The sequence below is a fragment of the Pseudomonas sp. D4002 genome, assembly GCF_013385665.1.
Taxonomy (GTDB): domain Bacteria; phylum Pseudomonadota; class Gammaproteobacteria; order Pseudomonadales; family Pseudomonadaceae; genus Aquipseudomonas.
Map to the genome: position 1 here is coordinate 30,249 of NZ_JACAPN010000047.1, position 26,347 is coordinate 56,595.

The window sequence follows — 26,347 nt, forward strand, 5'->3', positions numbered from 1 at the left end:
GCCATGCGTGGGTGGTGGCTTCGTGTGCATCGATGGCTGGCGCTGAGCGTCGGCCTGCTGCTGGCGCTGATTGGCTTGAGCGGTGCGCTGCTGGAACTCAAGGGGCCGATCCTGCGCTGGGAGGTCGGCAGCCAGGCCTTGGACCTGGCTCCGGTTGAACACGGCGCACTGCTGGATGACGCGCAGTGGATCAGCGCGGCACTGGGTGCCTACCCGCAATTTCAGAAAGTCTTTGGCGCCGCAAAACCGCGCCAGGGTTTCCTGGAATCGGACAACGCGATCGTCTTCGGAGCCCTGGAGGATCGGCCCGGCATCGGCATTGCGATGATCGATCCCTACAGTGCCGAGCCACGGGCATTTTTTGTGTTCGATGACCTGTGGCTGGCGAAGCTGGTGGCGCTGCACCGGGCACTGCTGTTGCCGCCGCCCATTGGCGCCGTCGCCCTGTTTGCCTGTGGCCTGGTGCTGCTGGGCTCGGTGGGCAGCGGCCTGTACCTGTGGTGGCCGGGGCGGCGCAGCTGGTGGAAAGCCGCCAGCTTGCGCCCGGGCAGCCAGGGCCTGCGCCGCCTGCGGGAATGGCACAACGTCGCAGCCGCCTGGCTGTGCCTGCCGTTGGCGGTGATTGCCGGCAGCGGCGCCTGGCTGGCCCGGCCCGACTGGTTCTTCGCCAACCCCGCCGCGATCAAACCGCTGTTCTCCGCCGCCCACGGCCACCTGTTGCTCGGGTTGCCCGGCGCGGCCCTGGCCTTTCTTTGCGGCCTGGCATTGCCGCTGCTCTATCTCACCGGGCTGTTGTTGTGGTGGCGCAAACGCGTCCGCCACGTGCGCCCAACTGTTCAAGGAAATTGTTCATGAAACACCCTCTGTTGTTGCAACGCGGCCTGCTGCTCGGTCTTGGCCTGTTAATGAGCGGCCTGGCCTGCGCCCACACCGTCACCGACCTGGCGGGGCGCAAGGTCGACGTACCGGACAAGGTCTCGCATATCCTGCTGGGTGAAGGCCGGATGATCTACTCGCTGTCGCTCCTTGAAGGCAAGAACCCGTTTACCCGCATCGCCGGCTGGCAAGGGGATTTTCGCGGCCTGGACGTGCAGGGTTACGCCGCGTTCCAGAAGCACTTTCCCGAAGCCGACAACGTACCGTTGGTAGGCGGCACCTCCGCCGAAACCTTCAGTGTGGAAAAGGCCCTGGCGGTACACCCGGACCTGGCGATCATGGCCTTGAGCGGCGGCCATGGCCCGAGCCCCGACAGCGAGGCGGTCAAGCAGCTGGAAGCGGCCGGCGTGGCGGTGATTTTCGTCGACTTCAGCGACCATCCGCTGAGCAACACGGTGCCGAGCATGCGCCTGCTGGGCAAGGCTCTGGACCGTAATCAACAAGCCGAGGACTACATCGCGTTTTACCAGGCCTCGCTGGCCAAGGTCACCGATACCCTGGCCAAGGCCGGGACGGTAAAACGGCCGAAGATCTTCATCGACATGCTCGCCGGCCTGCAGGATTGCTGTGGTTCGCCGGGCACCGGCAACTTCGGGGAAATGATCAAGCTCGCGGGTGGCCGGAACATCGCCGACGGGCGCATTCCCGGCCCGATCGGCACATTGAACGTCGAATACATTCTGTCCAGCGATCCGGATGTGTACGTCGCCACCGGCGTATTCGGCCACGGCCAGGGCGGTGTGACCCTCGGCTATTCGGCCACGCCGCAGCAGGCCAACGACAGCCTCAAGCAAGTGTCCCAGCGCGCGCCGCTGAATGAACTGCGGGCGGTACGTGAAGGCAACGTGCATGGCCTCTGGCATATTTTCTATGACTCGCCGGAACACTTGATCGCAGTGCAGGCCCTGGCCAAGTGGCTGCATCCTGAGTTGTTCGCCGACCTGGATCCGGAACAGACCCGAGCCGAATTGTACCGGCGCTTTATGCCAATTCCGGCCAGCGGCGTATTCACCACGAGCCTTGTGCCGTGACGCAGGTGCAAGCCTGTGCGAGCGCCGATGGCGCAGGTGAGCGCTATCGCCACCGCCATGGACGACGGGTATTGCTGTTGTCGGCGCTGGCGTTGGCATTGGTGGTTTCCCTGGCGGTGGACATCACCACCGGGCCTTCCGGCATGAGCCTGACGCGCCTGTTGCAAGTGCTGTGGGACCCGGCTTCGATGCCGCGGGTGGAGGCGGTGATCGTATGGAATGTGCGCCTGCCTTACGCGTTGATGGCGGTACTGGTGGGCGCGGCACTGGCCCTGGCCGGCGCCGAAATGCAGACGGTGCTGGATAACCCGCTGGCCAGCCCGTTCACCCTCGGCGTTTCCGCCGCCGCCGCCTTCGGTGCAGCCCTGGCCATTGTGCTCGGGATGGGCATTCCTGGCGTGCCGGCGCAGTACCTGATTTCGGCCAACGCCTTTCTGTTCGCACTGGCATCGGTGGCATTGCTGTATCTGTTGGCACGCTGGCGTGGGTTTGGTGTGGAGAGCCTGGTGCTGTTCGGGATTGCCCTGGTGTTTGCGTTCAATGCGCTGGTGGCACTGCTGCAGTTTGTGGCGAGCCAGGACAGCCTTCAGCAACTGGTGTTCTGGACCCTGGGCAGCCTGGCCCGGGCGTCCTGGGAAAAGCTCGCGATCCTCGCTGCGGCGTTGCTGCTGTGCCTGCCGTTTTCCCTGCGTCAGAGTTGGGCGTTGACTGCCCTGACCCTGGGCGAGGAACGCGCCCGCAGTTTCGGGATTGATGTCGGCCGCCTGCGGGTGCTGTCGTTGCTGCGCATCAGCCTGCTGTCGGCGCTGGCGGTTTCGTTTGTCGGCACTATCGGTTTTATCGGGCTGATTGCTCCGCATATCGCGCGGCTGTTGGTGGGTGAAGATCACCGCTTGTTCCTGCCAGCGAGCGTGCTCAGCGGTGGCTTGATCCTGTCGATGGCGTCGATTGCCAGCAAGGCATTGATGCCCGGCGTGTTGATTCCGGTGGGGATTGTCACCGCACTGGTGGGAATTCCGTTTTTCATGGCGATTGTGATGCGTAACCGCCGAGGTGCTCTGTGACCGGATTAAGCACACAAGCATTGAGCATGCACTACGGCAGTCGCAGCGTGCTGCAGGACATTCATCTGCCGGCGTTGCTGCCCGGCACCATCACCGCGCTGATCGGCCCCAACGCTGCCGGCAAGTCGACCTTGTTGCGTGGCATCGCCGGACTGCACAAGGCGCACGGCCAGATCTGGCTGGAGGGTGTCGATCTCAATCGCCTGCCGCAAGTCGAGCGCGCGCAACAAGTGGTGTACCTGCCTCAGAGCCTGCCGGAGCGTACGCGCCTGTGCGCCTTCGAAGCGGTACTGAGTGCGGCCATGGCCGGCCATCGCGGCGCGGGTTTTGCGCCTGGGCGGCCGAGCCCGACGGTGCTCAAGGGCGTGGAAAAAATCCTCGCCGACCTCGACCTGACCGCCCTCGCCGACCGCCCGATCGATGCACTTTCCGGTGGCCAGCGCCAACTGGTGGGCCTGGCCCAGGCCCTGGTGCGCCAGCCTCGGGTGTTGCTGCTGGACGAACCCACCAGCGCCCTGGACCTGTATCACCAGTGCCAGGTGGTGGAAGCCATCACCCAGGCCACCCGCGAACGCAACCTGATCACCCTGGTGGTGGTGCACGACATCAACCTCGCCCTGGGCTTCAGTGATCAGGTGGTGGTGTTGCACAACGGTCAGTTGGCCGCTGCCGGGCCACCGCAAGTGGTGATCAATCAGGCGTTGCTGAAAAACGTCTATGGTGTGAGTGGCCGCCTGGAACAGGTGCATGGCCGCCCGCTGGTGATGGTGGATGCACGACTGCCCTTTTCTCCTGCCCTTGGATAACCGATGAACAGCTCCCAAGACGCTGCACTCGCGACTTTGCACACTGACCGCCCATTCAACCTGAGGCCGCTGCTGTTGGCCAACATGGCCTGCACCATGGCGATGATGGCATTTGTCTCGCTGATTGGCCCGATCGCTCGGGTGCTTGGCCTGGCCACCTGGCAGGCAGGTGCGGCGGTCACCGTGTCCGGGGTGATCTGGATGCTTCTGGCTCGTCCATGGGGCCAGGCCAGTGACCGACTGGGCCGGCGCCGTGTGCTGCTGCTGGGCACCGGTGGTTTCACCCTGGCCTACTGGGCGCTGTGCGTGTTTATCGATGCGTCCCTGCAACTGCTGCCATCGGCCATGTTGGCGTTTATCGGGCTGATTCTGGGTCGTGGCCTGATCGGCGTGTTCTACGCTGCGATACCGGTGGGCGGCTATGCGCTGGTGGCCGACAACATTGAGCCTGAGCACCGCGCCAAGGCCATGGCTTCCCTGGGCGCCGCCAACGCCTGCGGCCTGGTGCTGGGCCCGGCGATTGCTGCGCTGTTGGCGCGTCACAGCCTGAGCCTGCCGTTTTATGCGATGGCGGTGTTACCGCTGTTGGGATTCTTGTTGCTGCTGGCCAAATTGCCGCGCCAGGAGCTGCACCTCAAGCAGCCGCCCAAGCCGGTCAACCTCTCGGACCCACGCCTGCGTCGACCGTTGGTGGTGGCGTTTGTCGCGATGCTGTGTGTGTCGATCGCGCAGATAACCGTGGGTTTTTTCGCGTTGGATCGCTTGAAGATGAACCCGGCCGATGCGGCACAAACTGCCGGTATCGCCCTGACCATGGTCGGGCTGGCGTTGATCTGTTCGCAACTGGTAGTGCGCAAACTGGAGTGGCCGCCGCTGCGGATGATTCGCATCGGTGCGGTGGTGTCAGCCCTGGGATTTGCCGGCAGCATGTTCGCTGATACGGCCTGGATCCTGTGGCTGTGCTTTTTTGTGTCCGCGGCCGGCATGGGCTGGATCTTCCCGTCTTTCGCGGCGCTGGCGGCGAATGCGGTGGATGCGTCGGAGCAAGGCGCCACGGCAGGTTCGGTGGGTGCGGCCCAAGGCCTGGGCGTGGTGGTCGGGCCGTTGGCCGGGACCTTGATCTACGCGATCGAACCTCGCCTGCCCTACTTGGTGGCGGCGGCGCTGCTGCTATTGATCGCGTGCTGGCCGGCGGCACGGCAACCAGGTAACACCCCAGGTTGAGCTACCTGTTATTTCTGACAGTAGACGTCCATCCCTGAAAAGCCTCTGATAAAGCGCGTGGCCACAGCATTAGCTGAGGCCACCTACCTTTTCTGGAGACAAGCACCATGAGCGACGACCTGAATGACTTGACGACATTTACTGACAGAAATTGGAATGGCTGGCACCCGGACCGCCCAGACACCGCAAAGCTTGAGCCACGGACGCCTGGGAACGATCACGAGTTCTACCTCACCAATGCATCCGATGCGGTTCATGAGATGGGTATCTCCAAGTCCTACTCATTCATAAAGGGCACTGAATACACAGTGATCTTTGAATACCGGACCCTATCGGAAACGGACATCATCGTGTTGGCGGGAGGCTTGGAGCAAGCATACGGGCCACATCCACCGTCTCCCGGCTGGACGCGCCTGACTGTCCCTCTTCCGTACGTGAAAGAGGACGGAGGCACTCACCCAATCTCAATCAGACTCTGGTCAAGAAGTGCAGGCAGCGAACCCCATCGCTACGACTTGGACAACATTCTTGTCAGGTCGATTCCGGATTAACCTGCAAGGTCACGGGCCCTACAAAATCCGATACAGCAAACGCTCGATCCGCACCCGGCTGACCCGGCGCAAGAACTTGCCGACGGCCGCCGGGTACTCCACCAGGGTTTCCAGCTGCTGGTAGCGTTCAATACGCGAGGTGTGCTGGAAAATCTCGGCAAGCTCGGTGCACCGTGGCCCTACCCACTCACCCTTGGGATCATCGATCAGCAAGGCGTTTTCCAGGTCGAGGCGAAACGCTCGTGGGTTGATGTTGTTGCCGGTCAGCAAGGTGTAGCGCTGGTCGACCCACATGCCCTTGAGGTGGTAGGTGTTGTCGCCGTCGCGCCACAGGTGCAGGTTCAGCTGGCCGCTGTCGATCATGCGCTGGTGGCGCTTGGCGAAGCGACGCAGGCTTATTTCGTAGAGATACGGTAGCGCGGCGATGACCTTGAACGGCTCGCTCGGCGGGATGTAGAAGTCGTTGGCAGTCTTGTCGCCAACAATGATGTCAATCTTCACCCCGCGGGCCAGGGCGCGGTTGATTTCCCGGGTCACCGGCAGCGGCAGGTTGAAGTACGGCGTACAGATAGTCAGCTGGTGCTGGGCGCTGGCAATCAGCTCGCAGATCACCCGGCTCAGGGGGTTGTTCTTGCACACGCCCAGCAACGGACTGACCGTCAGGCTGCCGTTGGGCAACTGCCCCGCCGAGGTGTCATACACCGCGTGTTTCAGGCGGCTGCGCAGGTCGCCGATGTCGTTGCGCAGGCTGCGGGTGGTCGGCGGGTTGGGCAGGTCCAGGCGATGCACCGCCTTGGCGGCCACCAGGCCGTGCTCCACCAGGTGCTGCATCGAGTCGGCCAGCGCCTTGTTGTGGATCAGGTGATAACGGTCATAGCGGTACTTGTCGAACTTGTGCAGGTACACGTTATTCAGGCTGGCGCCGCTGTACAGCACGCTGTCATCGATCACGAAGCCCTTGAGGTGCAGCACGCCGAACAGTTCGCGGGTTTGCACCGGCACCCCATACACCGGCACTTCGGTGCTGTGGGACTCGGTCATGGCCTGGTACCAGGCGCTGTTGCCCGGCTGCTTGCCGGCGCCGATCAAACCACGCTGGGCCCGCAGCGAGTCGACCACCACCACGATATCCAGCCCGGGCCGGGCGGCCTTGGCAGCATGCAGCGCGTCGTAGATCTCTTGTCCCGCCTCATCCTGCTGCAGGTATAACGCCACGATGTAGATGCGCTGGGTGGCCTGGGAAATTTTCTCCAGCAGGCAACGGCGGTACTCGGCGGCGCCGGACAGCACCTCGATCGCGTCGGGCGTGAGGGGAAAACCGCGCAGCTTGGGCAACAGGGAGCGTTTGAATAACGACGGCATAGGGCTCGCAATGGGTCGAATCCGAAGGACTCCAGAGCTTACACCATGGGCTGGCTCAGGTCTTCCCGCCCAGGGTTAAAAATAATTAATTGACCAAGGAGAACGATCGTTCTACTGTAATCTCCATGAACGATATCACTCGCGACATTATCCTCGACGTTACCGAAAAGTTGATCTACCGAAATGGCATCGCTGCCACCGGCATGGATCTTCTGGTGAAAACCGCCGGCGTCTCCAGAAAGAGCGTCTACCGCTACTTCGCCAACAAGGACGAACTGGTGATTGCCGCCCTGCAACGCCGCGACGAGCGCTGGATGCAGTGGCTGCGCAGCGAAGTTGAACACCACTCCACCACGGGCGAGCGCCTGCTGGGTGTGTTCAGCGCGTTGAAAACCTGGTTCGGCTCCGATGACTTTCGCGGCTGCGCCTTCATCAACACCAGCGGCGAGACCGGCGACCCGCACAACCCGGTGCGCCAACTGGCCAAGGCCCATAAACAGAAACTGTTCGAGTACGCCCTTGAACTGTGTCAAGCACATGGCACCCCCGACCCGGAACGCCAGGCCGCGCACCTGCTGATCCTGATTGATGGCGCCATTACCGTTGCCCTGGTGATGGGCGACACCACCGCTGCCGATAATGCGCAATCCATCGCGCGAACCCTATTGCAACTTTGACCTGACCTTTAAACCTGTGAAGGAGCCGTCCCATGTCATCCACTGCTGAAATACGCCCGCCGTTGCCGCCGTTTACCCGTGAGTCGGCGATTGAGAAAGTTCGCCTGGCCGAAGACGGCTGGAACTCCCGGGACCCGCAACGGGTGTCCCTGGCCTATACCCTGGATACCCAATGGCGCAACCGTGCCGAGTTCGCCCACAACCGCGAAGAGGCCAAGGCCTTCCTGACCCGCAAATGGGCCAGAGAGCTGGATTATCGGTTGATCAAGGAGTTGTGGGCGTTTACCGGCAACCGCATTGCGGTGCGCTATGCCTATGAATGGCATGACGACTCCGGCAACTGGTTCCGCTCCTACGGCAACGAGAACTGGGAGTTTGACGAGAACGGCTTGATGGCGAACCGGTTTGCCTGCATCAACGACATGCCGATCAAGGAAAGCGAGCGCAAGTTCCACTGGCCGCTGGGGCGGCGTCCGGATGAGCATCCGGGGTTGTCGGAGCTTGGGTTGTAGGCTCGACGCTACACAACTGTGGGAGCGGGCTTGCTCGCGAAGGCAATGGCTCAGCCAACATCTCCAGCGACTGACCCACCGCTTTCGCGAGCAAGCCCGCTCCCACATTGGTATTTGCCGTATCCGTCAGTCCTGGTTCAAACCCACCCGATACAACACGCCGTTATCTTCATCCGTGAGCACATACAGGTAACCATCCGGGCCCTGGCGCACATCGCGGATTCGCGCTTTCAGGCCACCCAGCAGTCGCTCTTCGTGGATGACCTTGTCCCCATCGAACTGCAAGCGAATCAACTCCTGGCTGACCAATGCCCCGATAAACACGTTGTGCTGCCAGGCCTTGAACCGGTCAGCGTCGTAGAACGCCATGCCGCTCACACCCGGGGATTTTTCCCAGACGTGGTGCGGTGCAACGGTGCCTTCGACTGTCTTGCCCTTGGCCTCGGGAATCGGCGTCAGGGAATAGTTGATGCCATGGGTTGCCAGGGGCCAGCCGTAGTTTTTCCCTCGTTCAATGATATTGATCTCATCCCCGCCACGCGGGCCATGTTCGTTTTCCCAGAGTGTGCCGCTCCACGGGTTGAGTGCCGCACCCTGGGGGTTACGCTGGCCGTAGGACCAGATTTCCGGCCTCACGCCTTCCTGGCCGACAAAGGGGTTGTCTTCCGGTATACGACCATCCGGGAAGATCCGCACGACTTTGCCTTGCAGCTTGTCGAGGTCCTGGGCGGTGGGGCGGTCGTTGTTTTCCCCAAGGGTCACGAACAGGTAACCATCGCGGTCAAACACCAGCCGCGAGCCGAAGTGGTTGCCCGTGGACAGCTTGGGCTCCTGACGCAGGATCACCTTGAAGTCTTGCAGGCCGCTCAGGTCATCGCTCAAGCGCCCACGCCCGACTGCGGTGCCTGCAGTGCCATTCGTGCCGCCGCCCTCGGCGTAGGACAGGTACACCAGGCGGTCCTCCTTGAAGTCCGGTGACAGCACCACGTCCAGCAGGCCGCCCTGCCCTTTGGCAAACACCTTCGGCACGCCACTCAGGGGCGCGGACAGTTTGCCGTCCGGGCTGACAAACCGCAGGTTGCCGGGACGTTCGGTGACCAGGAAGCCTTGCTTGTCCGGCAGGAACGCCACCGCCCACGGGTGATCGAGGCCCTTGGCAATCGGGGTGACGGTGATACTCCCTTGCTCGCTGGGAAACTGTTGGGGGGCGGCCGCCGAGACAGGCAGCGCCAGGGGCAGCAAGGCAGCGGCGCAGAAGGTGGCTAGAAGGGTTTTGCGTAACAGCATACGGTGGGTTTCCTTGTCGTCTTTACACACTCAATCGCCGCGATTGCCATTGGCGTCACGGGTGGGAGTCTTGGGCTGGATAGCCGGCGGGGTCTGCGCGCCGTCACGGCGCTGGACGCTGTTGCCGATACCGCCGTTTTGCAGGGTCGGCGGCCGCTGTGCCGGCGGAATATAGGTGCCTCGCGCTGCCGGCGCGTTGGGCTGGGTGCCCTGCATGCTGTTGGGATTGGCCTGGTGGATGGGGCCGTTGTAGGGGTTGTTGCTGCTGCCGGGCAGGTTTTGCGCCTGTGCCAACGAACTCAAGGCCAGGCCCAACGCCAATACGGCAAGGTTGCGCAAACGGGTGTTCATGACAAAGCCTCTCTGGGCGCAAGTAATACGTGCTTTCGATAACACGCTACGCCTTGGGTTCGGCTTTGGTAACTAAATAGTTTCTCATCAGGTGTAACACGATCTGTCTGAAACCCTGGTGCCAGCCGGCTGGCCAGGGAAACTTTTGCCGAATCCGCCCTGTCACCTGAAGACCACACACTTCAGGAATACCGACATGCCACGGGCTATCTGGAAAGGCGCAATCAGTTTTGGCTTGGTGCACATCCCCGTGTCACTGGTCTCGGCCACGTCCTCCCAGGGCGTCGACTTCGACTGGCTGGACAAACGCAGCATGGACCCGGTGGGTTACAAGCGCATCAACAAGACCACCGGCAAGGAAGTCACCAAGGAGAATATCGTCAAGGGCGTGGCCTACGAGAAAGGTCGCTACGTGATCCTCAGCGAAGACGAAATCCGCTCTGCCCACCCCAAGTCCACCCAGACCATCGAAATCATCGCGTTTGTGGCCAGCGACCAGATCCCGTTGCAGAACATCGACACGCCCTACTTCCTGGCCCCCGACAAGCGCGGCGGCAAGGTGTATGCCCTGCTGCGCGAAACCCTGAAGAAAACCCGCAAGGTCGCCCTGGCCAACGTGGTGCTGCACACCAAGCAGCACCTGGCGGCACTGATGCCGCTGGAGTCGGCGCTGGTGCTGGTGATGCTGCGCTGGCCTGCCGAAGTGCGTGGCCTGGACGAGTTGGAATTGGGCAGCGACGTGACCAAACCGACATTGGCCAAGGGCGAACTCGACATGGCCAAGCGTCTGGTGGAAGACATGAGTGCCGACTGGCAGCCGGACGAATACCGCGACAGCTTCCAGGAAAAGATCATGGCGCTGGTGGCGAAGAAGGCCAAGGCCGGCAAGATCGAAGACGTGGAATCCAGCGAAGGTGTCGACGAGCGCAAATCTGCGGACGTGATCGACCTGACGGAGTTGCTCAAGCGCAGCCTGGCCGGCAAGCCCGCGACCAAGGCTGCAGCCAAGAAACCTGCCGCGAAAAAGACCAGCAAGGCTTCATGAGGTAGACCGCCATGGCCAAGCCCCTGAGTGAATACAACGCCAAGCGCGACTTCGACGTGACCGCCGAACCCGCCGGCAGTGCGCCTCGCGCCAGGAACCGGGCGCATGCCCTGTCGTTCGTGATTCAAAAGCACGATGCGCGCAACCTGCATTATGACTTTCGCCTGGAGCTCGACGGCGTCCTCAAAAGCTGGGCGGTGCCCAAGGGCCCAAGCCTCGACCCGAGCCAGAAGCGCCTCGCGGTGCATGTGGAAGATCATCCATTGGGCTACGGCAGTTTCGAGGGCAGCATTCCGGCAGGCCAATACGGCGCTGGCGATGTGATCGTGTGGGATCGCGGTGTATGGCAGCCCCACGATGACCCGCACAAGGCCTACGCGGCCGGCAAGCTGAAGTTCAGCCTGATCGGCGAAAAACTGGCAGGCGACTGGACGCTGGTGCGCACCCGACTCAAGGGCAGCGGCGACAAGGAGCAGTGGTTGTTGATCAAGGAGAACGATCAGCAGGCACGCCCGGTGGCTGACTACGATGTGGTTCAGGCTGAACCGAAAAGCGTGCTGAGCGACGCAACGGTGGGGGCTGCGAAAAAGCCCGCAGCGCCGAAGAAAGCCCGGCGCAAGCCCTCAACCGACCTGCCCGATCAACTCGCGCCACAGCTGGCGACACTGGTGGACCGTGCACCGGAAGGCGATTGGGTGTACGAGATCAAATTCGACGGCTATCGCATCCTCGCGCGGATTCGCGATGGCGAAGTTCGGCTGTTCACCCGCAATGGCCATGACTGGACCGATCGCCTGCCACGCCAGGCCAAGGCCCTGGAAGTCCTGAAGCTCAAGGACAGTTGGCTCGACGGTGAGGTGGTCAGCCTGAACGCCGACGGGCTGCCGGATTTCCAGGCGCTGCAGAACGCCTTTGATATCGGCCGCAGCCTGGACATTGTCTATTACCTGTTCGATGCGCCGTTCCTGGACGGCCGCGACCAGCGCGAAGCCGCTGTCGAAGAGCGCCGCACCGCGCTGAAGGACGCGGTTAGCCGCAGCAAGAGCAAGCTGCTGCGCTTCTCCGAGTCCTTTGCTGCCAACCAGCGGGATATCTTCGAAAGTGCCTGCGACCTGGCGCTGGAGGGCGTGATCGGCAAACGTGCCGGCAGCCCCTACGTTTCCAGGCGCAGCCCGGACTGGATCAAGCTCAAGTGCCGGCTGCGCCAGGAATTCGTGATCGTAGGGTTCACCCGCCCGCAAGGTTCGCGCAGCGGGTTTGGCGCGCTGTTGCTGGCGGTCAATGATGACAGCGACCTGGTGTATGCCGGGCGCGTAGGTACCGGATTCGATCAGGCCGCGCTGAAAAAGATCAGTGCACAGTTGAAGGCGCTGGAACGCCAGACTTCACCGCTGGCCAAGCCCCTGACCAGTGCCCAGGCACGCGGCGTGCACTGGGTCGAGCCGCAGCTGGTGGGCGAAGTGCAATTTGCCGAATGGACCCGCGAAGGTGTGGTGCGCCAGGCGGCGTTTGTCGGGCTGCGCACCGACAAGCCGGCGGAGCAGATTGTGCATGAGCAGCCGCGGACGGCCAAATCGCTGAAGGAAAAACCCCGCAAAAAGACGGTGGGCACCGGCGCCGTGGCTGGGGTCAGGATTACCCATCCGGACCGAGTCATCGATGCCCAGAGCGCTACACAGAAACTGCAACTGGCACAGTTCTATGAGGGCATCAGCGAATGGCTCCTGCCCTTTCTGCGCAACCGGCCGGTGTCCTTGCTCAGGGCACCGGAAGGCATTGCCGGCGAACAGTTTTTCCAGAAGCACTCCGAGCGCCTGGCGATCCCGAATATCAAGCAACTGGACCAGGCCCTGGACCCGGGCCATGCGCGGCTGATGGAAATCGACAGCCCGGCCGCGCTCATCGGTGCCGTGCAGATGGGTACCGTCGAGTTGCATACCTGGGGCGCTACCGCTGACAAGATTGAAACCCCGGACCTCTTTGTGCTCGACCTCGACCCGGACCCGGCACTGCCGTGGAAAAGCATGCTTGAAGCGGCGCAACTGACCTTGTCGGTACTCGATGAACTGGGGCTTGAAGCGTTCGTCAAGACCAGCGGCGGCAAAGGCCTGCACCTGGTGGTGCCGCTGGCGCGCCGCGACGGCTGGGACTCGGTAAAAGCCTTCGCCAAGGCCATCGCCCAGTTCATGACGCTGCAGTTGCCTGAACGCTTTACCGCGACTTCGGGCCCGAAGAATCGCGTGGGCAAGATCTTCATCGACTACCTGCGCAACGCCCGGGGCGCCAGCACGGTAGCCGCCTACTCGGTGCGGGCGCGGCCCGGCCTGCCGGTATCGGTACCGGTGAGTCGTGATGAGTTGAAGAGTTTGCACAGCGCCCAACAATGGACGGTGGCTAACCTGCACGAGCGTTTGCAGGGTTTGAAGAAGGACCCGTGGGCGGGTTATGCCAATCGGCAGAAGATCAGCAAGAAGATGTGGGAGAAGCTGGGGGCGCATCCGCCAGGCTGATGCGCTCCGCTGCCCGGTTCAGATGAGGATGAAGATCGCGGCCAGGCCGGCAAAGATCGCCCACTTTTCCAGGTAGTAACGGGTGCGGTTGCGTTTCTTCAACTCCTTGCCCCGCAGGCGAATCTTGTACAGGCGGGTAAACGCACGGTTCAGGCCGCCGGTCTTGTCACCGGCATCGTTGGGCGAACCGGCCGCGGCCATCACATTGCGGCTGAACCAACGGTTGAACGCGGCCGCCCAGCGGTACTTCATCGGGCGTTCGATATCGCAGAACAGAATGATCCGGTTCTGCTCGGTGGTGTTTTCGGCGTAGTGGATGAAGGTCTCGTCAAACATCACCGGTTCACCGTCGCGCCAGTAGTAGTTTTCACCGTCCACGTTGATGTAGCAGCCCGGGGAGTTGGGCGTGTCCAGGCCCAGGTGGTAACGGTAGGAACCGGCATACGGGTCACGATGGCGTACCAGCTTTGAGCCCGGTGGCAGCTCGGCAAACATCGCGGCCTTGATCGAGCCGATGCTTTGCACCAGCTCGGTGGTGCGCGGGCACAGCTTCATCGCCGAAGGATGGCTGTCGCCGTACCACTTCAAATAGAAACGCTTCCAGCCCGACTTGAAGAACGAATTGAAACCCACGTCATTGTACTGGTCGGAGCGCTTGATCTCGCCTGCGCGCAGCAGGTTCTGACCTTCCTCGCGGATCTCTTGCCAATGCTCCTGAAGCGGGCTCAGGTCGGGAAAGTCGCTGGGGGACAGGTACGGTCGGCTGGGCAGTTTGGAAAAGAGGTAGAGAAAGCAGTTCACCGGAGCCAGGAAGGTCGAGTGATCACTGAGCTGGCGCCCCAGCTTGTGGCGCACCCGGCCACGCAGGTGGACATACGCAATAGAGGCAACGTAGAGAGCAACAATGATGAGTTTCAAGGTATTCGTCACAAGTCAGAAGAGAACAGGCTGCTCCCGCGTGCCCACAACGGCCGAGGATTGAAGATGCAGCACCTGAAATCACAATTCACAAAACCGGCAACACGAACGGCTGGGTGACAATCCGGTCGTGGCCATTGGCAGCTATTTTAGCCACACTTTGTAACCAAAGGTTAATCAAGATTTGTGAAAAGGTGTCCAGTGAGTGTGCCAGGAAGAGCAGCAGCGGGCTTGCCGGGCGGCCTGCCCGCTGCTGAAGGCGTCAGCTTTTCGGTTCGTCATCCTTGCGTGTACGCAGAGAAAGCCGATATTCATCCAACTCCGAGTAGGGTACGGCTTCGCGTCGTGCCAGCAGATGGCGGCCCAGCGCAATCAGTACACCCACGGTCAACCCTGCCAGCAGGCTCAGTATCATAACCAGGGCTTTCTTGGGCTTGATCGGGCTCAGCGGCTCTTGGGCACGACGGTCAATGGTTACCAGCTTGAGGCCACTCATGTCGATATTCAGGCCTCGCAAACGCGCGACTTCCGCTCGTAACGGTTCAACATCCTGCAAGAAAATGTCTTCATTCCCGCGATTTTTCAGCACCTCCACTTCACGGTTGACCTCCAGCATCTGCAACTCTTTGCCAATCTGTGCAATGCGGCTGTTGGTAAAGTCGTCGCTGGTACGCGCCTGCAACGCGGCACGTTCCGCCTCAAGCGCCTCTGTACCGAGGAAGTACAGCGGGATTTTCTGGTTGTTGACCTCGGTGCGCATTACTTGATTCGAGCCGCTACGCGAGGCATCTGCCATGGACGAAGGAGTGGTCGGGGTCTTGATGCCCATCGACTTGGCGATGGAAATGGCCTCCGCCAGCTCTGCCAGCCGGTCCGTGCGCTCCATTTTCATCTGTAAGCGCAGGGCACCCAGTTCGTCCTCCAGCTTGGCCCGTTTGAGCCTGTCGGCTTCAAGCAGCTTGGCAATCTTCGATTCCTTGTCGGTTTCGTAATTGGAGCGCGCCGCGTCGATTTTGCCCTTGAGTTCGTTCAAGCGGTTATTGACGATCACTTTAAGGTCAGCACCGACCTGGGCACGTTCCGAATCAATTGCGTAGTCTACAAAGCCATTGAGAATCGCTACCCCGTCGATGTCTGCCGGGTATTCCAGCTCAAGCTTGATATAGCTGCTCAGGGAGTCGGACTTCTTGGGATCGGGCAGGCTCAGGTTGATGGAGTTTCGATTGAATTCTTCAAAACTCTGCTCGAGGCTTTGCCCGGTTTTCTGGAACGCCTTGAACAGGTCCTCATGGGACTTGAAAAACCCCAGGCGCGCTTCGTATGAGTCCAGTTGCGCCCCCACTTTGTTCAGGGCGTCGGCCGGCGGCAACTTATAGACTTCGGAGCGGTTCAGAGCATCCAGCTCATTGATGGCAGCCGGGCGCAGCACACTGCTGACCTGATACTCCCGCGGGGCCAGAAAAGCGTAGCCCGCCCCCAGCACCCCCGCCAGAATCGTACACCCCAGCACCAACTTCTTTTGCCGCCAGATACCATGACACAGTTCAAACAGATCAATTTCGTCCGATGCCGCATGAGCGTGGAGCCGAGGAGTTTTATTCAAAACTGATGCACCTTAAAAAGTCGACAGTCAGCGGTCACACATATTCATCAAATACTGAATGGCCGCTTGAAAATCAGGGACAACGCCCTGTACACAAGACACGAACGGTCTACCGATGGTCATCGGACCACCTCGGTCATGGAAAAATCCCACATCACCGTAGATTGTTTTCGTTCAGATTACGCAGGAGCCCCTACCCTGGTGCTGAGCGTAGACGAACTTGTAAAGAACCGTTTCCGAATCAACGCACAAAATGGCGCTAAATACCCGTGAATACTGGGAAAATTCGTACGCAACAATGAGAAACCAGACAATTCTCACAAAATCGATTCAGCTTATCCGTCAGGCATCTACGCACCAAGGTATTGACTGCTCGTTTTTTAACCAAAAAGGAATTTGTATGACACGTGCTTCAAATGCGGATTTCCAGGCGCTCCAGGGGGCATGGGAACAAACGGCGCTGGAAGACAATGGTGTGCTCAATCCCACGGATGAACACAGCGCGCCAGGCGCGATCACGACAATCTCGGGCGATCAATTCCAGGTGGTGACGGTCGACGGCGAGGTTTTACTGGCAGGCAGCTTCACGCTCGATGCCAGCACGGCACCCAAAAGCATTACCTGGGTTGACTCGATGGGAGAGGATGCCGGCAAGCAGTTACCCGCGAGTTACCGGCTGGAAGGTGATCACTTCGTGTTTATTGCGGCAGATGAAGGCATGCCCCGCCCTACCCGCTTCAGTACCGGCCCAGGGCAAACCATGCGCACGTTCGTGCGCAAACCCTGACACGGAGATACATCCGTTCCTGCGACATGGTTTTCACATGGCCTTCACGTGTTGACCTATAGGGTGAAGGCTACCTACTCCAGTGAACACCTTGGCCCGTCTACCCCACGGGCCTTTTTTTGCCTGCACGGCAGCCAATCAGCACGGGCGCTTGATGGCGGTGAGGGTGTAGCACGGGGCAGCTGAGCGGGCTGGTTTTGATACCTGAGCTGACAGCATGTCCATTGCGTCTCCAATATGTTCCGGTCATTGCGACAAAAGAAGTCCGCCCTACACCGAAAGCCTCGCCATCCTTGAACCGGTAAAGAGCCTTCACTGTAGGGCGAACGGACGGAAAATAAGCCAGGCTTATTGGATGTTCAACTGTTAACAATAAAAAGCCCTGAAAAAGCCTCGATCAGCGCTATTTTTCGATGCAAATGGCTCCACTTTGTAAATGTTTTTGCTTGTATTGCCATACGAGTGCAACGCCGCCTTCAGAAACTATACCTTCACGCCATGGGTCACTACTGCTACCGACCTCTTGCCTGAAGACCGTGCCATGGCCACTCGCTCTGACCTGCGCAACACCCTGTCCCTGGACAGCCTGAACTTCTTCCTGGCGGACGTGCGTGACGGACTGGGGCCGTACCTGGCGATTTATCTGCTGGCCGTGCACCACTGGGACCCCGCCAGCATCGGCGTGGTCATGACCCTGGCCGGCATCGCGGCCCTGCTCACCCAGACCCCGGCCGGCGCATTGATTGACCGAACCCGCAGCAAACGGGCAGTGATCGTGATCGCCGCGCTGCTGGTGACTGCCAGTTGCCTGCTCCTGCCCTTCGTCAGCTCCTTCAGCCTGGTGGCGCTGACCCAGGCGGCCAGTGCAGCGGCGGCCTCGGTGTTTGCGCCGGCCATCTCGGCGATTTCCCTCGGGATCACCGGGCCGCGCGCTTTTACCCGGCGCACCGGCCGCAATGAAACCTTCAACCACGCCGGCAACGCGGTGGCGGCCCTGCTCGCTGGTGGGTTCGCCTACCTGTTCGGCCCGGTGGCGGTGTTCTATCTGATGGCAGTCATGGCTGCGGCGAGTGTCATCGCGGTCAGCTGCGTGTCAGCCCAGGCAATCGACCACGAAGTCGCACGGGGTTTCGACCCTGCGCATGGCACCGGCCATGAACAACCGTCGGGGTTGGCCGTGCTTCTGGCGAACAGGCCCTTGATGCTGTTTGCCATCTGCTGCGCGCTGTTTCACCTGGCCAATGCGGCCATGCTGCCGCTGGTCAGCCAGAAGCTGTCGCAGATCAACCTGCAGATGGCCACGCCGCTGACCTCGGCCTGCATCGTCGCGGCCCAGTTGGTGATGGTGCCGGTGGCCTGGCTGGTGGGCGTGAAGGCCGACGTGTGGGGGCGCAAGCCGTTGCTGCTCGCCGGTTTCATGATCCTGCCGCTGCGGGGCGTGTTGTATACGCTGTCCAGTGATCCTTATTGGCTGGTGGCAGTGCAGATGCTTGACGGGGTCGGCGCCGGGGTGTTCGGCGCGCTGTTTCCGGTGATCGTCAAAGACCTCACCCAGGGCACCGGACGCTTCAATGTCAGCCTGGGCGCGCTGTCCACGGCATTCGGCCTCGGCGCGGCCTTGAGCAGCAGCCTGGCAGGTTTTGTCGTGCAGTGGGCGGGTTACAACGCCGCGTTCCTGACCCTGGCCGGCGTGGCGGCCGTCGCATTGGGGCTGGTGTGGGTGGCAATGCCGGAGACTCGGGCGAATCCATCCGTGCAGCGCCATACAACTCCCGCCTGACATATGCGACAATGCGCGCCAAATTCCAACATGCACCCATTTTTCTGCTCAGCGACTGGGCCCCAAGCCTTGATGTCGCTGCCGACGTATGCCCGTTGGCCTGGGCCACAAAATGGGCCCGGCTCAAATTAGCGCACTCCAAGCTATTGATAGGTAAAGTAATTGATCTCCACAGCTAACATCACCATGCAGTTCGGCGCCAAGCCGCTATTTGAGAACGTTTCGGTCAAGTTCGGCGCAGGCAACCGTTATGGCCTGATCGGTGCCAACGGTTGCGGCAAGTCGACTTTCATGAAAATCCTCGGTGGCGACCTCGACCCGTCGGGCGGCCAGGTCATGCTGGAGCCGAACGTGCGCTTGGGTAAACTGCGCCAGGACCAGTTCGCCTACGAAGAATTCACCGTACTCGACACCGTGATCATGGGTCACGAAGAGCTGTGGAAGGTCAAGGCCGAGCGCGACCGTATCTACTCGCTGCCGGAAATGACCGAAGACGACGGCATGGCCGTGGCCGAGCTGGAAACCGACTTCGCCGAGATGGACGGCTACACCGCCGAATCCCGCGCCGGTGAGTTGCTGCTGGGCCTGGGTATCGGCATCGAGCAGCACAACGGCCCGATGAGTGAAGTGTCACCAGGCTGGAAGCTGCGTGTATTGCTGGCCCAGGCGCTGTTTTCCGATCCGGAAGTGTTGCTGCTCGACGAGCCAACCAACCACCTGGACATCAACACCATCCGCTGGCTGGAAAACATCCTGACCCAGCGTAACAGCCTGATGATCATCATCTCTCACGACCGTCACTTCCTGAACAGCGTCTGCACCCACATGGCCGACCTGGACTACGGCGAGCTGCGCCTGTTCCCGGGCAACTACGACGAATACATGACCGTGGCGACCCAGTCCCGCGAGCAGTTGCTGTCGGACAACGCCAAGAAGAAAGCGCAGATCTCCGAGCTGCAATCCTTCGTCAGCCGCTTCTCGGCCAACGCCTCGAAAGCCAAGCAGGCCACTTCCCGTGCCAAGGCGATCGACAAGATCCAGCTGGCCGAAGTCAAGCCATCGAGCCGCGTCAGCCCGTTCATCCGCTTCGACCAGACCAAGAAGCTGCACCGCCAGGCGGTCATCGTCGATCGCATGGCCAAGGGCTTTGACGGCAAGACGCTGTTCAAGGACTTCAGCTTCCAGGTTGAAGCCGGCGAGCGCGTGGCGATCATTGGCCCGAACGGTATCGGCAAGACCACCCTGCTGCGTACCCTGGTCAACGAACTGACCCCGGATGCCGGTACGGTCAAGTGGACCGACGCGGCTGAACTGGGCTATTACGCCCAGGACCATGCTTCGGACTTCGAAGACGAGTCCAACCTGTTCGACTGGATGGGCCGCTGGACCAAGGAAGGCGAGCAAGTGGTTCGCGGTACCCTGGGCCGCATGCTGTTCTCCAACGACGAGATCCTGAAGTCGGTGAAGGTGATTTCCGGTGGCGAGCAAGGTCGCATGCTGTTCGGCAAGCTGATCCTGCAAAAGCCGAACGTGCTGATCATGGACGAGCCGACCAACCACTTGGACATGGAGTCCATCGAGGCGCTGAACCTGGCGTTGGAGAACTACCCGGGTACGCTGATCTTTGTCAGCCATGACCGGGAGTTTGTGTCGTCCCTGGCCACCCGCATCATCGAGCTGAGCCCGAGTGGGGTGATCGACTTCAGCGGGACTTATGACGATTACCTGCGTAGTCAGGGTGTGGTTTTCTAAGAGCCGCCGGTAGTTTGAAATGCGAAAGCCCCGTCCAGTGTGATGGGGCTTTTTTTTGGGATATGGCTCTGCTTTTCTGTGGGAGCCGTCGAGCTTTAGCGAGGCCGCGATAGCGGTGTGCCAGGCAACATCTTTATTGACCATGCCGCCGCCTTCGCAGCCTCGCTAAAGCTCGACAGCTCCCACACTTTACCGCGTCCGCTTTAGTCGTCCCGGGCCAGGGAGGCCCCATGGATCCAAAGCCGGATAGGCACGGGCCGCAATATCATCAAATATAGTTAGCCTGCTTCCTTTTACCCCAAGCCCTTGCCATGATGCCCTCACCGCCCGCCCGCGAACGAGTCCCCATGCCTGCCACACAGCTTGCCACCCCCAGCTCCTTGTCGATCACCCTGCAGATCGTTTCCATCGTTTTCTACACGTTTATCGCGTTTATCTGTATCGGCCTGCCGATTGCCGTCATCCCCGGCTATGTCCACGGTGAGCTGGGTTTCAGCGCGGTGGTCGCCGGGATAACCATCGGCTCGCAATACCTGGCCACGCTGCTCAGCCGCCCCATGGCGGGGCGCATGTCGGACAACGTGGGCACCAAGCGCGCTATCGTGCTGGGCCTGAGCGGGATTCTGCTGAGCGGGGTGCTGACGTTCATCGCCACGCTGGTGCAAAGCCTGCCGTTGCTGAGCCTCGGCATATTGATTGTCGGCCGGCTGTTACTCGGCGTCGCGCAGGGCCTGATCGGCGTCGGCACCATCAGTTGGTGCATGGGCGCGGTCGGTGCCGAACATACGGCACGATCGATCTCGTGGAACGGCATCGCCTCCTACGGCGCGATTGCCATTGGTGCACCGCTTGGGGTGGTGATGGTTGCCGACTACGGCTACACCAGCCTCGGAATCGCCCTCACGGCACTTTCCGCCCTGGGCCTGCTGCTGATTCGCAACAAACCTTCGGTGCCCGTGGTGCGCGGCGAGCGGCTGCCCTTCTGGGCGGTATTCGGGCGTATCGCGCCGTTCGGCGCCAGCCTGTGTCTGGCATCGATTGGCTACGGCACCCTCACCACGTTTATCACCCTCTACTACTTGAGCCGTGGCTGGACGGGCGCAGCCTGGTGCCTGACGGTATTTGGCGTGTGTTTCATCCTGTCACGGCTGGTGTTTATCTCTGCCATCAACCGCTTCGGCGGCTTCACCGCGGCGATTGCCTGCATGACCATCGAAACCCTGGGCCTGACGCTGCTGTGGCTGGCACCGTCCACCGGCGTGGCCTTGATCGGCGCCGGGCTGACCGGCTTTGGTTTGTCGCTGGTGTACCCGGCGCTGGGCGTGGAGGCGATCAAGCAGGTGCCCAACAGCAGCCGGGGCGCCGGGTTGAGTGCATATGCGGTGTTTTTTGACCTGGCGCTGGCCATTGCCGGGCCGGTGATGGGTGCGGTGGCGCTGAACCTGGGCTACTCGTGGATCTTCTTCTGCGCCGCCCTGCTCTCGGTCACCGGCCTGGGCCTGACGTTGCTGCTCAAGCGCCGCGCTTACTGATCAGCCGTCTGCAAGCCCGCCCGGGTGGATTGCCCGAGGGTGTGATTAAAGAACCGCCCGGCCTCGGAAATCAGGTCGCGGTGTATGCTTTCACGGTCAACCCCGTCAGCATCGGTGCACATGGCGGGCATCGCGGCCAGTTGGCTCTCGTCGCAAGGCGCCATGAACACAAAGTGCCCTGCCCCGGCCAGCAGCTTGAAGTCCGGCGGCTCCGGCAGTTTGCGCGCCAGGGCCTCGGCGTTCTTGTCCACGGCCACCAGCTTGTCGCCGTCGCCGCTGTAGAGCAGCACCGGTACATGCACGTCCGCCAGGGTGTGGCGGCCGAACATCAGGCTCAACGGCGCCATCAACATCAAGGCATGGATACGCGGGTCGGCCTGCGGTTGCAGGTCGTCGCGGTCGACGATCAACTCGCCCTTGGTGGTGCAGGCGTCGCGATCTTCCGGGCGCTGCTGGCAGTAGCGGCGCAGGCGGTCGAGGTCCGGCTTGGCGCCGGCGAGGATCAGCGCGGTTTCGCCACCGGCCGAATAACCGATGACGCCTACCTGGTCGACGTTGACGAATGGCGACAGCATCGGGTCGCCGAGGGTGGCGGTGATCGCTTCGGAAATCTGGATCGGGCGCCCGTACAGGTTGCTCAAGGTGCCCAGCCGGCTGTGATCCTTGTAGTTGTCGCCAGGGTGCAGCACCGCCACCACCACAAACCCCTTGCGCGCCAGGGAGGTGGCGAGGTCGTGCAGGGCCAGGGGCGTGCCGGTATTGCCGTGGGACAGCATCAGCATCGGAAAGCGGCCGATGGCGATTTTCGAGTCTTCAGTGGCGGCGATGTGATAAGCGCCCACCTGGGTGGTGTGTTCCAGGCCGGTGGACGGGTAGAACGCGACGGCTTTCATCGGCTGCAGATCCAGCGGGTCGAGAAAAGTCATGCGGTGGAAGCCCACACTCCAATGGGGGTGCGGCGCGGGCGCGGCTTGCACTGAAATCAGGCCGCCGAGCAGGGAGAGAACCAAGACTGCACAAAGACGCATCATGGGGATGTCCACCTTTGTTGCGTAAGCCCGCGTAGCTGTTGAAGTATCCATGGTTCAGGCGCTCGGACTGGCAGGGTTTACCCATGCGTGCATAACCTGGGCCAAAGTAGTGACAGCGGGTAAACGAAAAAACTCCGTACTCCGATCGCTTTTCAGGCGAGCAGAATACAGAGTTTAGGCGCCTCGAATCAGATTGATATCGAGGAACAGCAAAATTTACACAAGTCTTACGCTGCGGCAAACAATTGTTCGTTGATCACTGCGTTGGCGTCGCTGATCGCCTTGCTGCGCACTTCATCGCCATAGCCCAGGCCGTGAGCGCGGACGATTTCGATGTCGGTGATGCCGAGGAAGCCCAGCAGTACTTTCAGGTAGTCTTCGTGAGCCACACCGGTAGGCTGGCCAACGTGCAGGCCGCCGGAGGTCGACACGATGATGACTTTTTTGCCACCGGCCAGGCCTTCAGGACCGTTTTCGGTGTAGCGGAATGTCTGGCCGGCGACGGCGATACGGTCGATCCAGGCCTTGAGTTGGGTCGGGATGGTGAAGTTGTACATCGGCGCAGCCAGGACGATGGCGTCGGCCGCGAGGAATTCGGCGAGGGTGTTGGCGCTCAGCTCGGCTTCATGTTTCTGTACGGCATCACGCAGCTCGGCAGCGGTGCCCAGTGCACCCAGGGTCACGCCGGAAAAGTGGTTGATGCCTTCGCTGGCCAGGTCACGGTAGGTCACTTCAACGCCTGGCTCGGCCGCCTGCCAGGTCTTGACGACACCTGCGCTCAACTGACGGGAAACCGAGTTGTCGCCGAGGATGCTGGAATCGATATGCAACAGTTTCATGGTTAATCTCCAAGTAAGCATCGCCAAGGGCGACGGAATGGAAATAAGCCTACAGATGAAACCAATCAGCGATTAGTCAGGCAATATGCGATTATTCGTCCCACTGACAGGACAATAGGCCCACCATGCAAGATCTGAATGACCTCTACTACTTCGCCAAGGTGGTGGAAGCCGGCGGTTTCGCCGCTGCCGGGCGACTGCTGGGGATTCCCAAGTCGCGGCTGTCGCGGCGCATTGCCGAGCTGGAAGAACGCCTCGGCGCCCGCTTGCTGCAACGTACCACCCGCCAACTGACCCTCACCGCCGTGGGTGAACGCTACCTGCGCCACTGCCAGGCAATGCTGCTGGAGGCGGAAATGGCCGATGAGGCAGTGGCCAGCATGTCCAGCGAACCCCGCGGTCGGCTGCGGGTCAGCAGCCCCGTGGGCCTGGCTCACCAATTCCTGCAGACCGTGGTGGCGGAGTTTCTCACCGCCAACCCGCTGGTGCAGTTGGAGATGAACCTGGTCAACCGCCGCGTCGACCTGGTGGCCGAAGGCATTGATGTGGCCTTGCGCGTGCGCGAGCTTGGGGATGAAGACCCGCTGCTGGTGACCAAGCGCCTGCGCCAGGCCCAGACCGCGATTGTCGCCAGCCCCGACTTTGTGCACGAGCGGCAGATCGACACCCTGGAAGACCTCAAGCAACTGCCGGTGCTGGGCGCCCTGGAAGCAGACCGCATGGTGCACTTCCGCATGCTCAGCCCGGAAGGCAGCAGCCACGACCTGGTGATGGAAGCGCGGCTGGGGATCGATGATTTCCTGGTACGCAAGGCCTGCGCCCTCGCCGGCCTGGGGTTTACCGTGCTGCCGATGATGTATTGCGAGGAGGAATTGGCCAACGGCCAATTGGTGCAGCTCTTGCCGCAATGGTCATTGCCGGGTGGCTGGTTGCAGGCGGTGTACCCACATCGGCGCGGTGTGTTGCCGGCCGTGCGGGCCTGGATCGACCACCTGGATAACGCCTTCAAAGGTTGCGGAGACCGTTTGCTATGAGAATGACCGAAGAACAAGTCGCCACGTTTTGCCTGGGCTTGCCCGGCGCGCGGGAAGATTACAAATGGGGTGGCGTACGGGTGTTTTCGATTGCCGGCAACAAGATGTTTGCCTTGCAGAACCTGCGGGGCGACTCGCTGGCCTTCAAGGTCGACAAGGAGCTGTTCCTGGGCCATGTGGATCGCCCCGGCATCCACCCGGCGCCGTACCTGGCGCGGGCGCAGTGGATCATCATGGAAACGCCCTACCCGCTGGGCGCCGAGGAACTGCGTGGCCTGTTGCAGCGTTCCCACCAGTTGGTGGTGAGCAAGCTGCCCAAGCGCACGCAGGTCGGCTTGTTGCTAGAAGATCGAGAGTAGCGTGCCACCCAGGAACAGCTGATCAATCCAGAACACCTGGTGCAGCAACACGATCAGCCAGAACACCACCTGATAAGACACCTTGCGCGTCTTGTGGCGGAACACCTGCTGGGCAATCAACGCCCCCGGCCAACCGCCTGCCAGCTCCACCGCGTGCAGGACGTTTTCCGGGGTGCGCCAGCTGTCTTCGCGAGCCTTGCGCTTGTCGCTCCAGTACAGCAGGAACGCCACCACGCTGACCACGCCATAGGCCACCAGCGGGATCAGCGAAACCCCGCGGTACCCCAGCAGCGCCGCACCAAACAGCGGCGCGGCGCACAACAGTGCAAACACCAACGCCTTGAAGCGCGGATGCTGGATGATCATGGCTTGACGGCCGACCAGTCGATCCAGCCGAACTGCCAGGTGGCCAGGATCACCAGGCCGAAGGCGATCCGGTACCAGGCGAACGCCGCGTAGCTGTGGCTGGCGATGAACTTGAGCAGCGCCTTGACCGCGATCATCGCGAAGATGAACGAGGTGACAAAGCCGATGGCAAACACCGGCAGGTCATCCGGCTGGAACAGGTGACGGTACTTGTAGCCCGAATACACCGCTGCGCCGACCATGGTCGGCATCGCCAGGAAAAACGAGAACTCGGTGGCGGTCTTGCGTGACAGGCCGAACAACAGGCCACCAATGATGGTAGCGCCCGAGCGCGAGGTGCCCGGGATCATCGCCAGGCACTGGGCCAAGCCGACTTTGATCGCGTCCTTCCAGGTGATGTCGTCGACGGTTTCGGCGTGCACTTCATGCTGGCGGCGCTCGGCCCACAACATGATGACGCCGCCCACCACCAACGCCGCCGCAACGGTGATCGGGTTGAACAGGTAGTGTTTGATCAGGTCGGCGAAAATCACCCCCAGTACCACCGCCGGCAATACGGCAATGATCAGGTTGACGGTGAAACGCTGGGCATTGCGCTGGGTCGGCAAGCCAATGACCACGTCGAGGATCTTGCGTCGAAACTCCCACACCACCGCCAGGATCGCGCCCAGCTGAATGATGATATTGAACGCTTCAAAGCGTTCGCCACCGAAGTTGATCAAGTCGGCCACGATAATCTGGTGCCCGGTACTGGAGATCGGCAAAAACTCCGTCAGCCCCTCTACAACGCCGAGTATCAGTGCCTGTACGGCGGTCCAAAGATCCATCGATTCCCCCAAAGGTCATGCCCACGGCATGCCTCGTTGATATTTTTTAGACGTTCACTAACGAAGAGTGCGCTGCAAGCACAGCGCAAATAATCAAGGCCGAACTGCGAAAATTCCGTGAAAAATCAGGCAGGACTCAGGTTTTTTGATTCTGGGCCGAAAG

At 61.3% G+C, this 26,347-nt stretch carries 25 protein-coding genes; 16 read left to right on the top strand and 9 right to left on the bottom strand.

From position 1 onward, the window contains the following. Positions 1-3 precede the first annotated feature (3 nt). From HX824_RS28520 to HX824_RS28545, 6 genes are all read left to right on the top strand, one after another. Positions 4-855: a PepSY domain-containing protein gene (locus HX824_RS28520; protein ID WP_003218433.1), complete on the top strand. Its 852-nt coding sequence runs from the start codon at positions 4-6 to the stop codon at positions 853-855. Further along, positions 852-1,967, top strand: a complete 1,116-nt coding sequence (locus tag HX824_RS28525; RefSeq protein ID WP_003218435.1) for an ABC transporter substrate-binding protein — start codon at positions 852-854, stop codon at positions 1,965-1,967. The genes HX824_RS28520 and HX824_RS28525 overlap by 4 nt, the downstream gene beginning before the upstream one ends. Then, positions 1,964-3,031, top strand: a complete 1,068-nt coding sequence (locus HX824_RS28530; protein ID WP_023658859.1) for an iron ABC transporter permease — start codon at positions 1,964-1,966, stop codon at positions 3,029-3,031. Before HX824_RS28525 ends, HX824_RS28530 begins: the two co-directional genes overlap by 4 nt. Before the next feature lie 26 nt (positions 3,032-3,057). Continuing rightward, on the top strand, positions 3,058-3,837 hold the full coding sequence (locus tag HX824_RS28535; RefSeq protein WP_003218440.1) for an ABC transporter ATP-binding protein: 780 nt from the start codon (positions 3,058-3,060) through the stop codon (positions 3,835-3,837). A 3-nt stretch (positions 3,838-3,840) separates the two neighbouring features. After that, positions 3,841-5,061 (top strand): MFS transporter, encoded by a 1,221-nt coding sequence (locus tag HX824_RS28540; RefSeq protein ID WP_003218442.1) that lies wholly within the window; start codon positions 3,841-3,843, stop codon positions 5,059-5,061. Between the two features lie 107 nt (positions 5,062-5,168). After that, positions 5,169-5,612, top strand: a complete 444-nt coding sequence (locus HX824_RS28545) for a hypothetical protein (protein WP_008436193.1) — start codon at positions 5,169-5,171, stop codon at positions 5,610-5,612. An 18-nt stretch (positions 5,613-5,630) separates the two neighbouring features. On the opposite strand, the gene pssA is transcribed toward HX824_RS28545, so the two are convergent. After that, positions 5,631-6,974, bottom strand: a complete 1,344-nt coding sequence (gene pssA / locus HX824_RS28550; RefSeq protein WP_177055722.1) for a CDP-diacylglycerol--serine O-phosphatidyltransferase — start codon at positions 6,972-6,974, stop codon at positions 5,631-5,633. Positions 6,975-7,099: 125 nt separating this feature from the next. Between pssA and HX824_RS28555 the strand changes: the two genes are divergently transcribed. Next, positions 7,100-7,651, top strand: a complete 552-nt coding sequence (locus HX824_RS28555; protein ID WP_177035623.1) for a TetR/AcrR family transcriptional regulator — start codon at positions 7,100-7,102, stop codon at positions 7,649-7,651. Between the two features lie 32 nt (positions 7,652-7,683). Next, positions 7,684-8,163, top strand: a complete 480-nt coding sequence (locus HX824_RS28560; RefSeq protein WP_102604993.1) for a nuclear transport factor 2 family protein — start codon at positions 7,684-7,686, stop codon at positions 8,161-8,163. A gap of 126 nt (positions 8,164-8,289) precedes the next feature. Here the strand turns inward: HX824_RS28560 and HX824_RS28565 are convergent, their stop codons facing one another. Together HX824_RS28565 and HX824_RS28570 are read right to left on the bottom strand one after the other, a co-directional pair. Next, positions 8,290-9,450, bottom strand: a complete 1,161-nt coding sequence (locus HX824_RS28565) for a PQQ-dependent sugar dehydrogenase (protein ID WP_177009409.1) — start codon at positions 9,448-9,450, stop codon at positions 8,290-8,292. Between the two features lie 30 nt (positions 9,451-9,480). Then, positions 9,481-9,801: a hypothetical protein gene (locus tag HX824_RS28570; RefSeq protein ID WP_177009410.1), complete on the bottom strand. Its 321-nt coding sequence runs from the start codon at positions 9,799-9,801 to the stop codon at positions 9,481-9,483. Between the two features lie 196 nt (positions 9,802-9,997). On the opposite strand from HX824_RS28570, the gene HX824_RS28575 reads away from it, so the two are divergent. Both HX824_RS28575 and ligD read left to right on the top strand, forming a co-directional pair. Further along, positions 9,998-10,846, top strand: a complete 849-nt coding sequence (locus HX824_RS28575; RefSeq protein WP_003218456.1) for a Ku protein — start codon at positions 9,998-10,000, stop codon at positions 10,844-10,846. A gap of 11 nt (positions 10,847-10,857) precedes the next feature. Continuing rightward, entirely contained in the window at positions 10,858-13,356 is a 2,499-nt protein-coding gene (gene ligD / locus HX824_RS28580; protein ID WP_177055724.1) for a DNA ligase D, read from the top strand. Between the two features lie 18 nt (positions 13,357-13,374). Here the strand turns inward: ligD and lpxO are convergent, their stop codons facing one another. Next, positions 13,375-14,274, bottom strand: a complete 900-nt coding sequence (lpxO, locus tag HX824_RS28585; RefSeq protein ID WP_008436177.1) for a lipid A hydroxylase LpxO — start codon at positions 14,272-14,274, stop codon at positions 13,375-13,377. Positions 14,275-14,536: 262 nt separating this feature from the next. Next, positions 14,537-15,877, bottom strand: a complete 1,341-nt coding sequence (locus HX824_RS28590; RefSeq protein WP_087692674.1) for an LPS O-antigen chain length determinant protein WzzB — start codon at positions 15,875-15,877, stop codon at positions 14,537-14,539. 400 nt (positions 15,878-16,277) lie between these two features. Between HX824_RS28590 and HX824_RS28595 the strand changes: the two genes are divergently transcribed. The 4 genes from HX824_RS28595 (at position 16,278) to HX824_RS28610 (ending at position 21,728) form a co-directional block, all read left to right on the top strand. Further along, on the top strand, positions 16,278-16,664 hold the full coding sequence (locus HX824_RS28595; RefSeq protein WP_008436175.1) for a TIGR03067 domain-containing protein: 387 nt from the start codon (positions 16,278-16,280) through the stop codon (positions 16,662-16,664). Positions 16,665-17,205: 541 nt separating this feature from the next. Further along, positions 17,206-18,444 carry an MFS transporter gene (locus HX824_RS28600; protein ID WP_087692676.1) on the top strand — a complete coding sequence of 413 codons (1,239 nt, stop codon included), beginning with the start codon at positions 17,206-17,208 and terminating at the stop codon, positions 18,442-18,444. A 162-nt stretch (positions 18,445-18,606) separates the two neighbouring features. Beyond that, the gene (locus HX824_RS28605) at positions 18,607-20,196 is read left to right on the top strand and encodes an ABC-F family ATPase (RefSeq protein ID WP_008436174.1); all 1,590 of its coding nucleotides are present in this window, start codon (positions 18,607-18,609) and stop codon (positions 20,194-20,196) included. Between the two features lie 347 nt (positions 20,197-20,543). Beyond that, the gene (locus HX824_RS28610; RefSeq protein WP_177055726.1) at positions 20,544-21,728 is read left to right on the top strand and encodes an MFS transporter; all 1,185 of its coding nucleotides are present in this window, start codon (positions 20,544-20,546) and stop codon (positions 21,726-21,728) included. Here HX824_RS28610 and HX824_RS28615 read toward each other — a convergent pair. Further along, positions 21,722-22,759 carry a dienelactone hydrolase gene (locus HX824_RS28615; RefSeq protein WP_008436172.1) on the bottom strand — a complete coding sequence of 346 codons (1,038 nt, stop codon included), beginning with the start codon at positions 22,757-22,759 and terminating at the stop codon, positions 21,722-21,724. The genes HX824_RS28610 and HX824_RS28615 overlap by 7 nt on opposite strands. 227 nt (positions 22,760-22,986) lie before the next feature. Further along, positions 22,987-23,598 carry an FMN-dependent NADH-azoreductase gene (locus HX824_RS28620; RefSeq protein ID WP_003215366.1) on the bottom strand — a complete coding sequence of 204 codons (612 nt, stop codon included), beginning with the start codon at positions 23,596-23,598 and terminating at the stop codon, positions 22,987-22,989. Between the two features lie 125 nt (positions 23,599-23,723). Here HX824_RS28620 and HX824_RS28625 point away from each other — a divergent pair, with 125 nt between their 5' ends. Together HX824_RS28625 and HX824_RS28630 are read left to right on the top strand one after the other, a co-directional pair. Further along, positions 23,724-24,632, top strand: coding sequence for a LysR substrate-binding domain-containing protein (locus HX824_RS28625; protein ID WP_102604998.1), 909 nt, complete (start codon positions 23,724-23,726; stop codon positions 24,630-24,632). Further along, entirely contained in the window at positions 24,629-24,991 is a 363-nt protein-coding gene (locus HX824_RS28630) for an MmcQ/YjbR family DNA-binding protein (RefSeq protein WP_032899493.1), read from the top strand. Before HX824_RS28625 ends, HX824_RS28630 begins: the two co-directional genes overlap by 4 nt. Here HX824_RS28630 and HX824_RS28635 read toward each other — a convergent pair. Then, positions 24,974-25,357 carry a DUF1294 domain-containing protein gene (locus HX824_RS28635; protein ID WP_003215359.1) on the bottom strand — a complete coding sequence of 128 codons (384 nt, stop codon included), beginning with the start codon at positions 25,355-25,357 and terminating at the stop codon, positions 24,974-24,976. The genes HX824_RS28630 and HX824_RS28635 overlap by 18 nt on opposite strands. Beyond that, positions 25,354-26,184 carry an undecaprenyl-diphosphate phosphatase gene (locus tag HX824_RS28640; RefSeq protein ID WP_177055728.1) on the bottom strand — a complete coding sequence of 277 codons (831 nt, stop codon included), beginning with the start codon at positions 26,182-26,184 and terminating at the stop codon, positions 25,354-25,356. Before HX824_RS28640 ends, HX824_RS28635 begins: the two co-directional genes overlap by 4 nt. Positions 26,185-26,347 lie beyond the last annotated feature (163 nt).

What these genes read in the sequence shown, in the direction of transcription:
- HX824_RS28520 (WP_003218433.1), top strand. Translation starts at nt 4, where the DNA reads ATGCGTGGGTGGTGGCTTCGTGTGCATCGATGGCTGGCGCTGAGCGTC.
- HX824_RS28525 (WP_003218435.1), top strand. Translation starts at nt 852, where the DNA reads ATGAAACACCCTCTGTTGTTGCAACGCGGCCTGCTGCTCGGTCTTGGC.
- HX824_RS28535 (WP_003218440.1), top strand. Translation starts at nt 3,058, where the DNA reads ATGCACTACGGCAGTCGCAGCGTGCTGCAGGACATTCATCTGCCGGCG.
- HX824_RS28540 (WP_003218442.1), top strand. Translation starts at nt 3,841, where the DNA reads ATGAACAGCTCCCAAGACGCTGCACTCGCGACTTTGCACACTGACCGC.
- HX824_RS28545 (WP_008436193.1), top strand. Translation starts at nt 5,169, where the DNA reads ATGAGCGACGACCTGAATGACTTGACGACATTTACTGACAGAAATTGG.
- pssA (WP_177055722.1), bottom strand. Translation starts at nt 6,974, where the DNA reads ATGCCGTCGTTATTCAAACGCTCCCTGTTGCCCAAGCTGCGCGGTTTT.
- HX824_RS28555 (WP_177035623.1), top strand. Translation starts at nt 7,100, where the DNA reads ATGAACGATATCACTCGCGACATTATCCTCGACGTTACCGAAAAGTTG.
- HX824_RS28560 (WP_102604993.1), top strand. Translation starts at nt 7,684, where the DNA reads ATGTCATCCACTGCTGAAATACGCCCGCCGTTGCCGCCGTTTACCCGT.
- HX824_RS28565 (WP_177009409.1), bottom strand. Translation starts at nt 9,450, where the DNA reads ATGCTGTTACGCAAAACCCTTCTAGCCACCTTCTGCGCCGCTGCCTTG.
- HX824_RS28570 (WP_177009410.1), bottom strand. Translation starts at nt 9,801, where the DNA reads ATGAACACCCGTTTGCGCAACCTTGCCGTATTGGCGTTGGGCCTGGCC.
- HX824_RS28575 (WP_003218456.1), top strand. Translation starts at nt 9,998, where the DNA reads ATGCCACGGGCTATCTGGAAAGGCGCAATCAGTTTTGGCTTGGTGCAC.
- ligD (WP_177055724.1), top strand. Translation starts at nt 10,858, where the DNA reads ATGGCCAAGCCCCTGAGTGAATACAACGCCAAGCGCGACTTCGACGTG.
- HX824_RS28595 (WP_008436175.1), top strand. Translation starts at nt 16,278, where the DNA reads ATGACACGTGCTTCAAATGCGGATTTCCAGGCGCTCCAGGGGGCATGG.
- HX824_RS28600 (WP_087692676.1), top strand. Translation starts at nt 17,206, where the DNA reads ATGGCCACTCGCTCTGACCTGCGCAACACCCTGTCCCTGGACAGCCTG.
- HX824_RS28610 (WP_177055726.1), top strand. Translation starts at nt 20,544, where the DNA reads ATGCCTGCCACACAGCTTGCCACCCCCAGCTCCTTGTCGATCACCCTG.
- HX824_RS28615 (WP_008436172.1), bottom strand. Translation starts at nt 22,759, where the DNA reads ATGATGCGTCTTTGTGCAGTCTTGGTTCTCTCCCTGCTCGGCGGCCTG.
- HX824_RS28620 (WP_003215366.1), bottom strand. Translation starts at nt 23,598, where the DNA reads ATGAAACTGTTGCATATCGATTCCAGCATCCTCGGCGACAACTCGGTT.
- HX824_RS28625 (WP_102604998.1), top strand. Translation starts at nt 23,724, where the DNA reads ATGCAAGATCTGAATGACCTCTACTACTTCGCCAAGGTGGTGGAAGCC.
- HX824_RS28630 (WP_032899493.1), top strand. Translation starts at nt 24,629, where the DNA reads ATGAGAATGACCGAAGAACAAGTCGCCACGTTTTGCCTGGGCTTGCCC.
- HX824_RS28635 (WP_003215359.1), bottom strand. Translation starts at nt 25,357, where the DNA reads ATGATCATCCAGCATCCGCGCTTCAAGGCGTTGGTGTTTGCACTGTTG.
- HX824_RS28640 (WP_177055728.1), bottom strand. Translation starts at nt 26,184, where the DNA reads ATGGATCTTTGGACCGCCGTACAGGCACTGATACTCGGCGTTGTAGAG.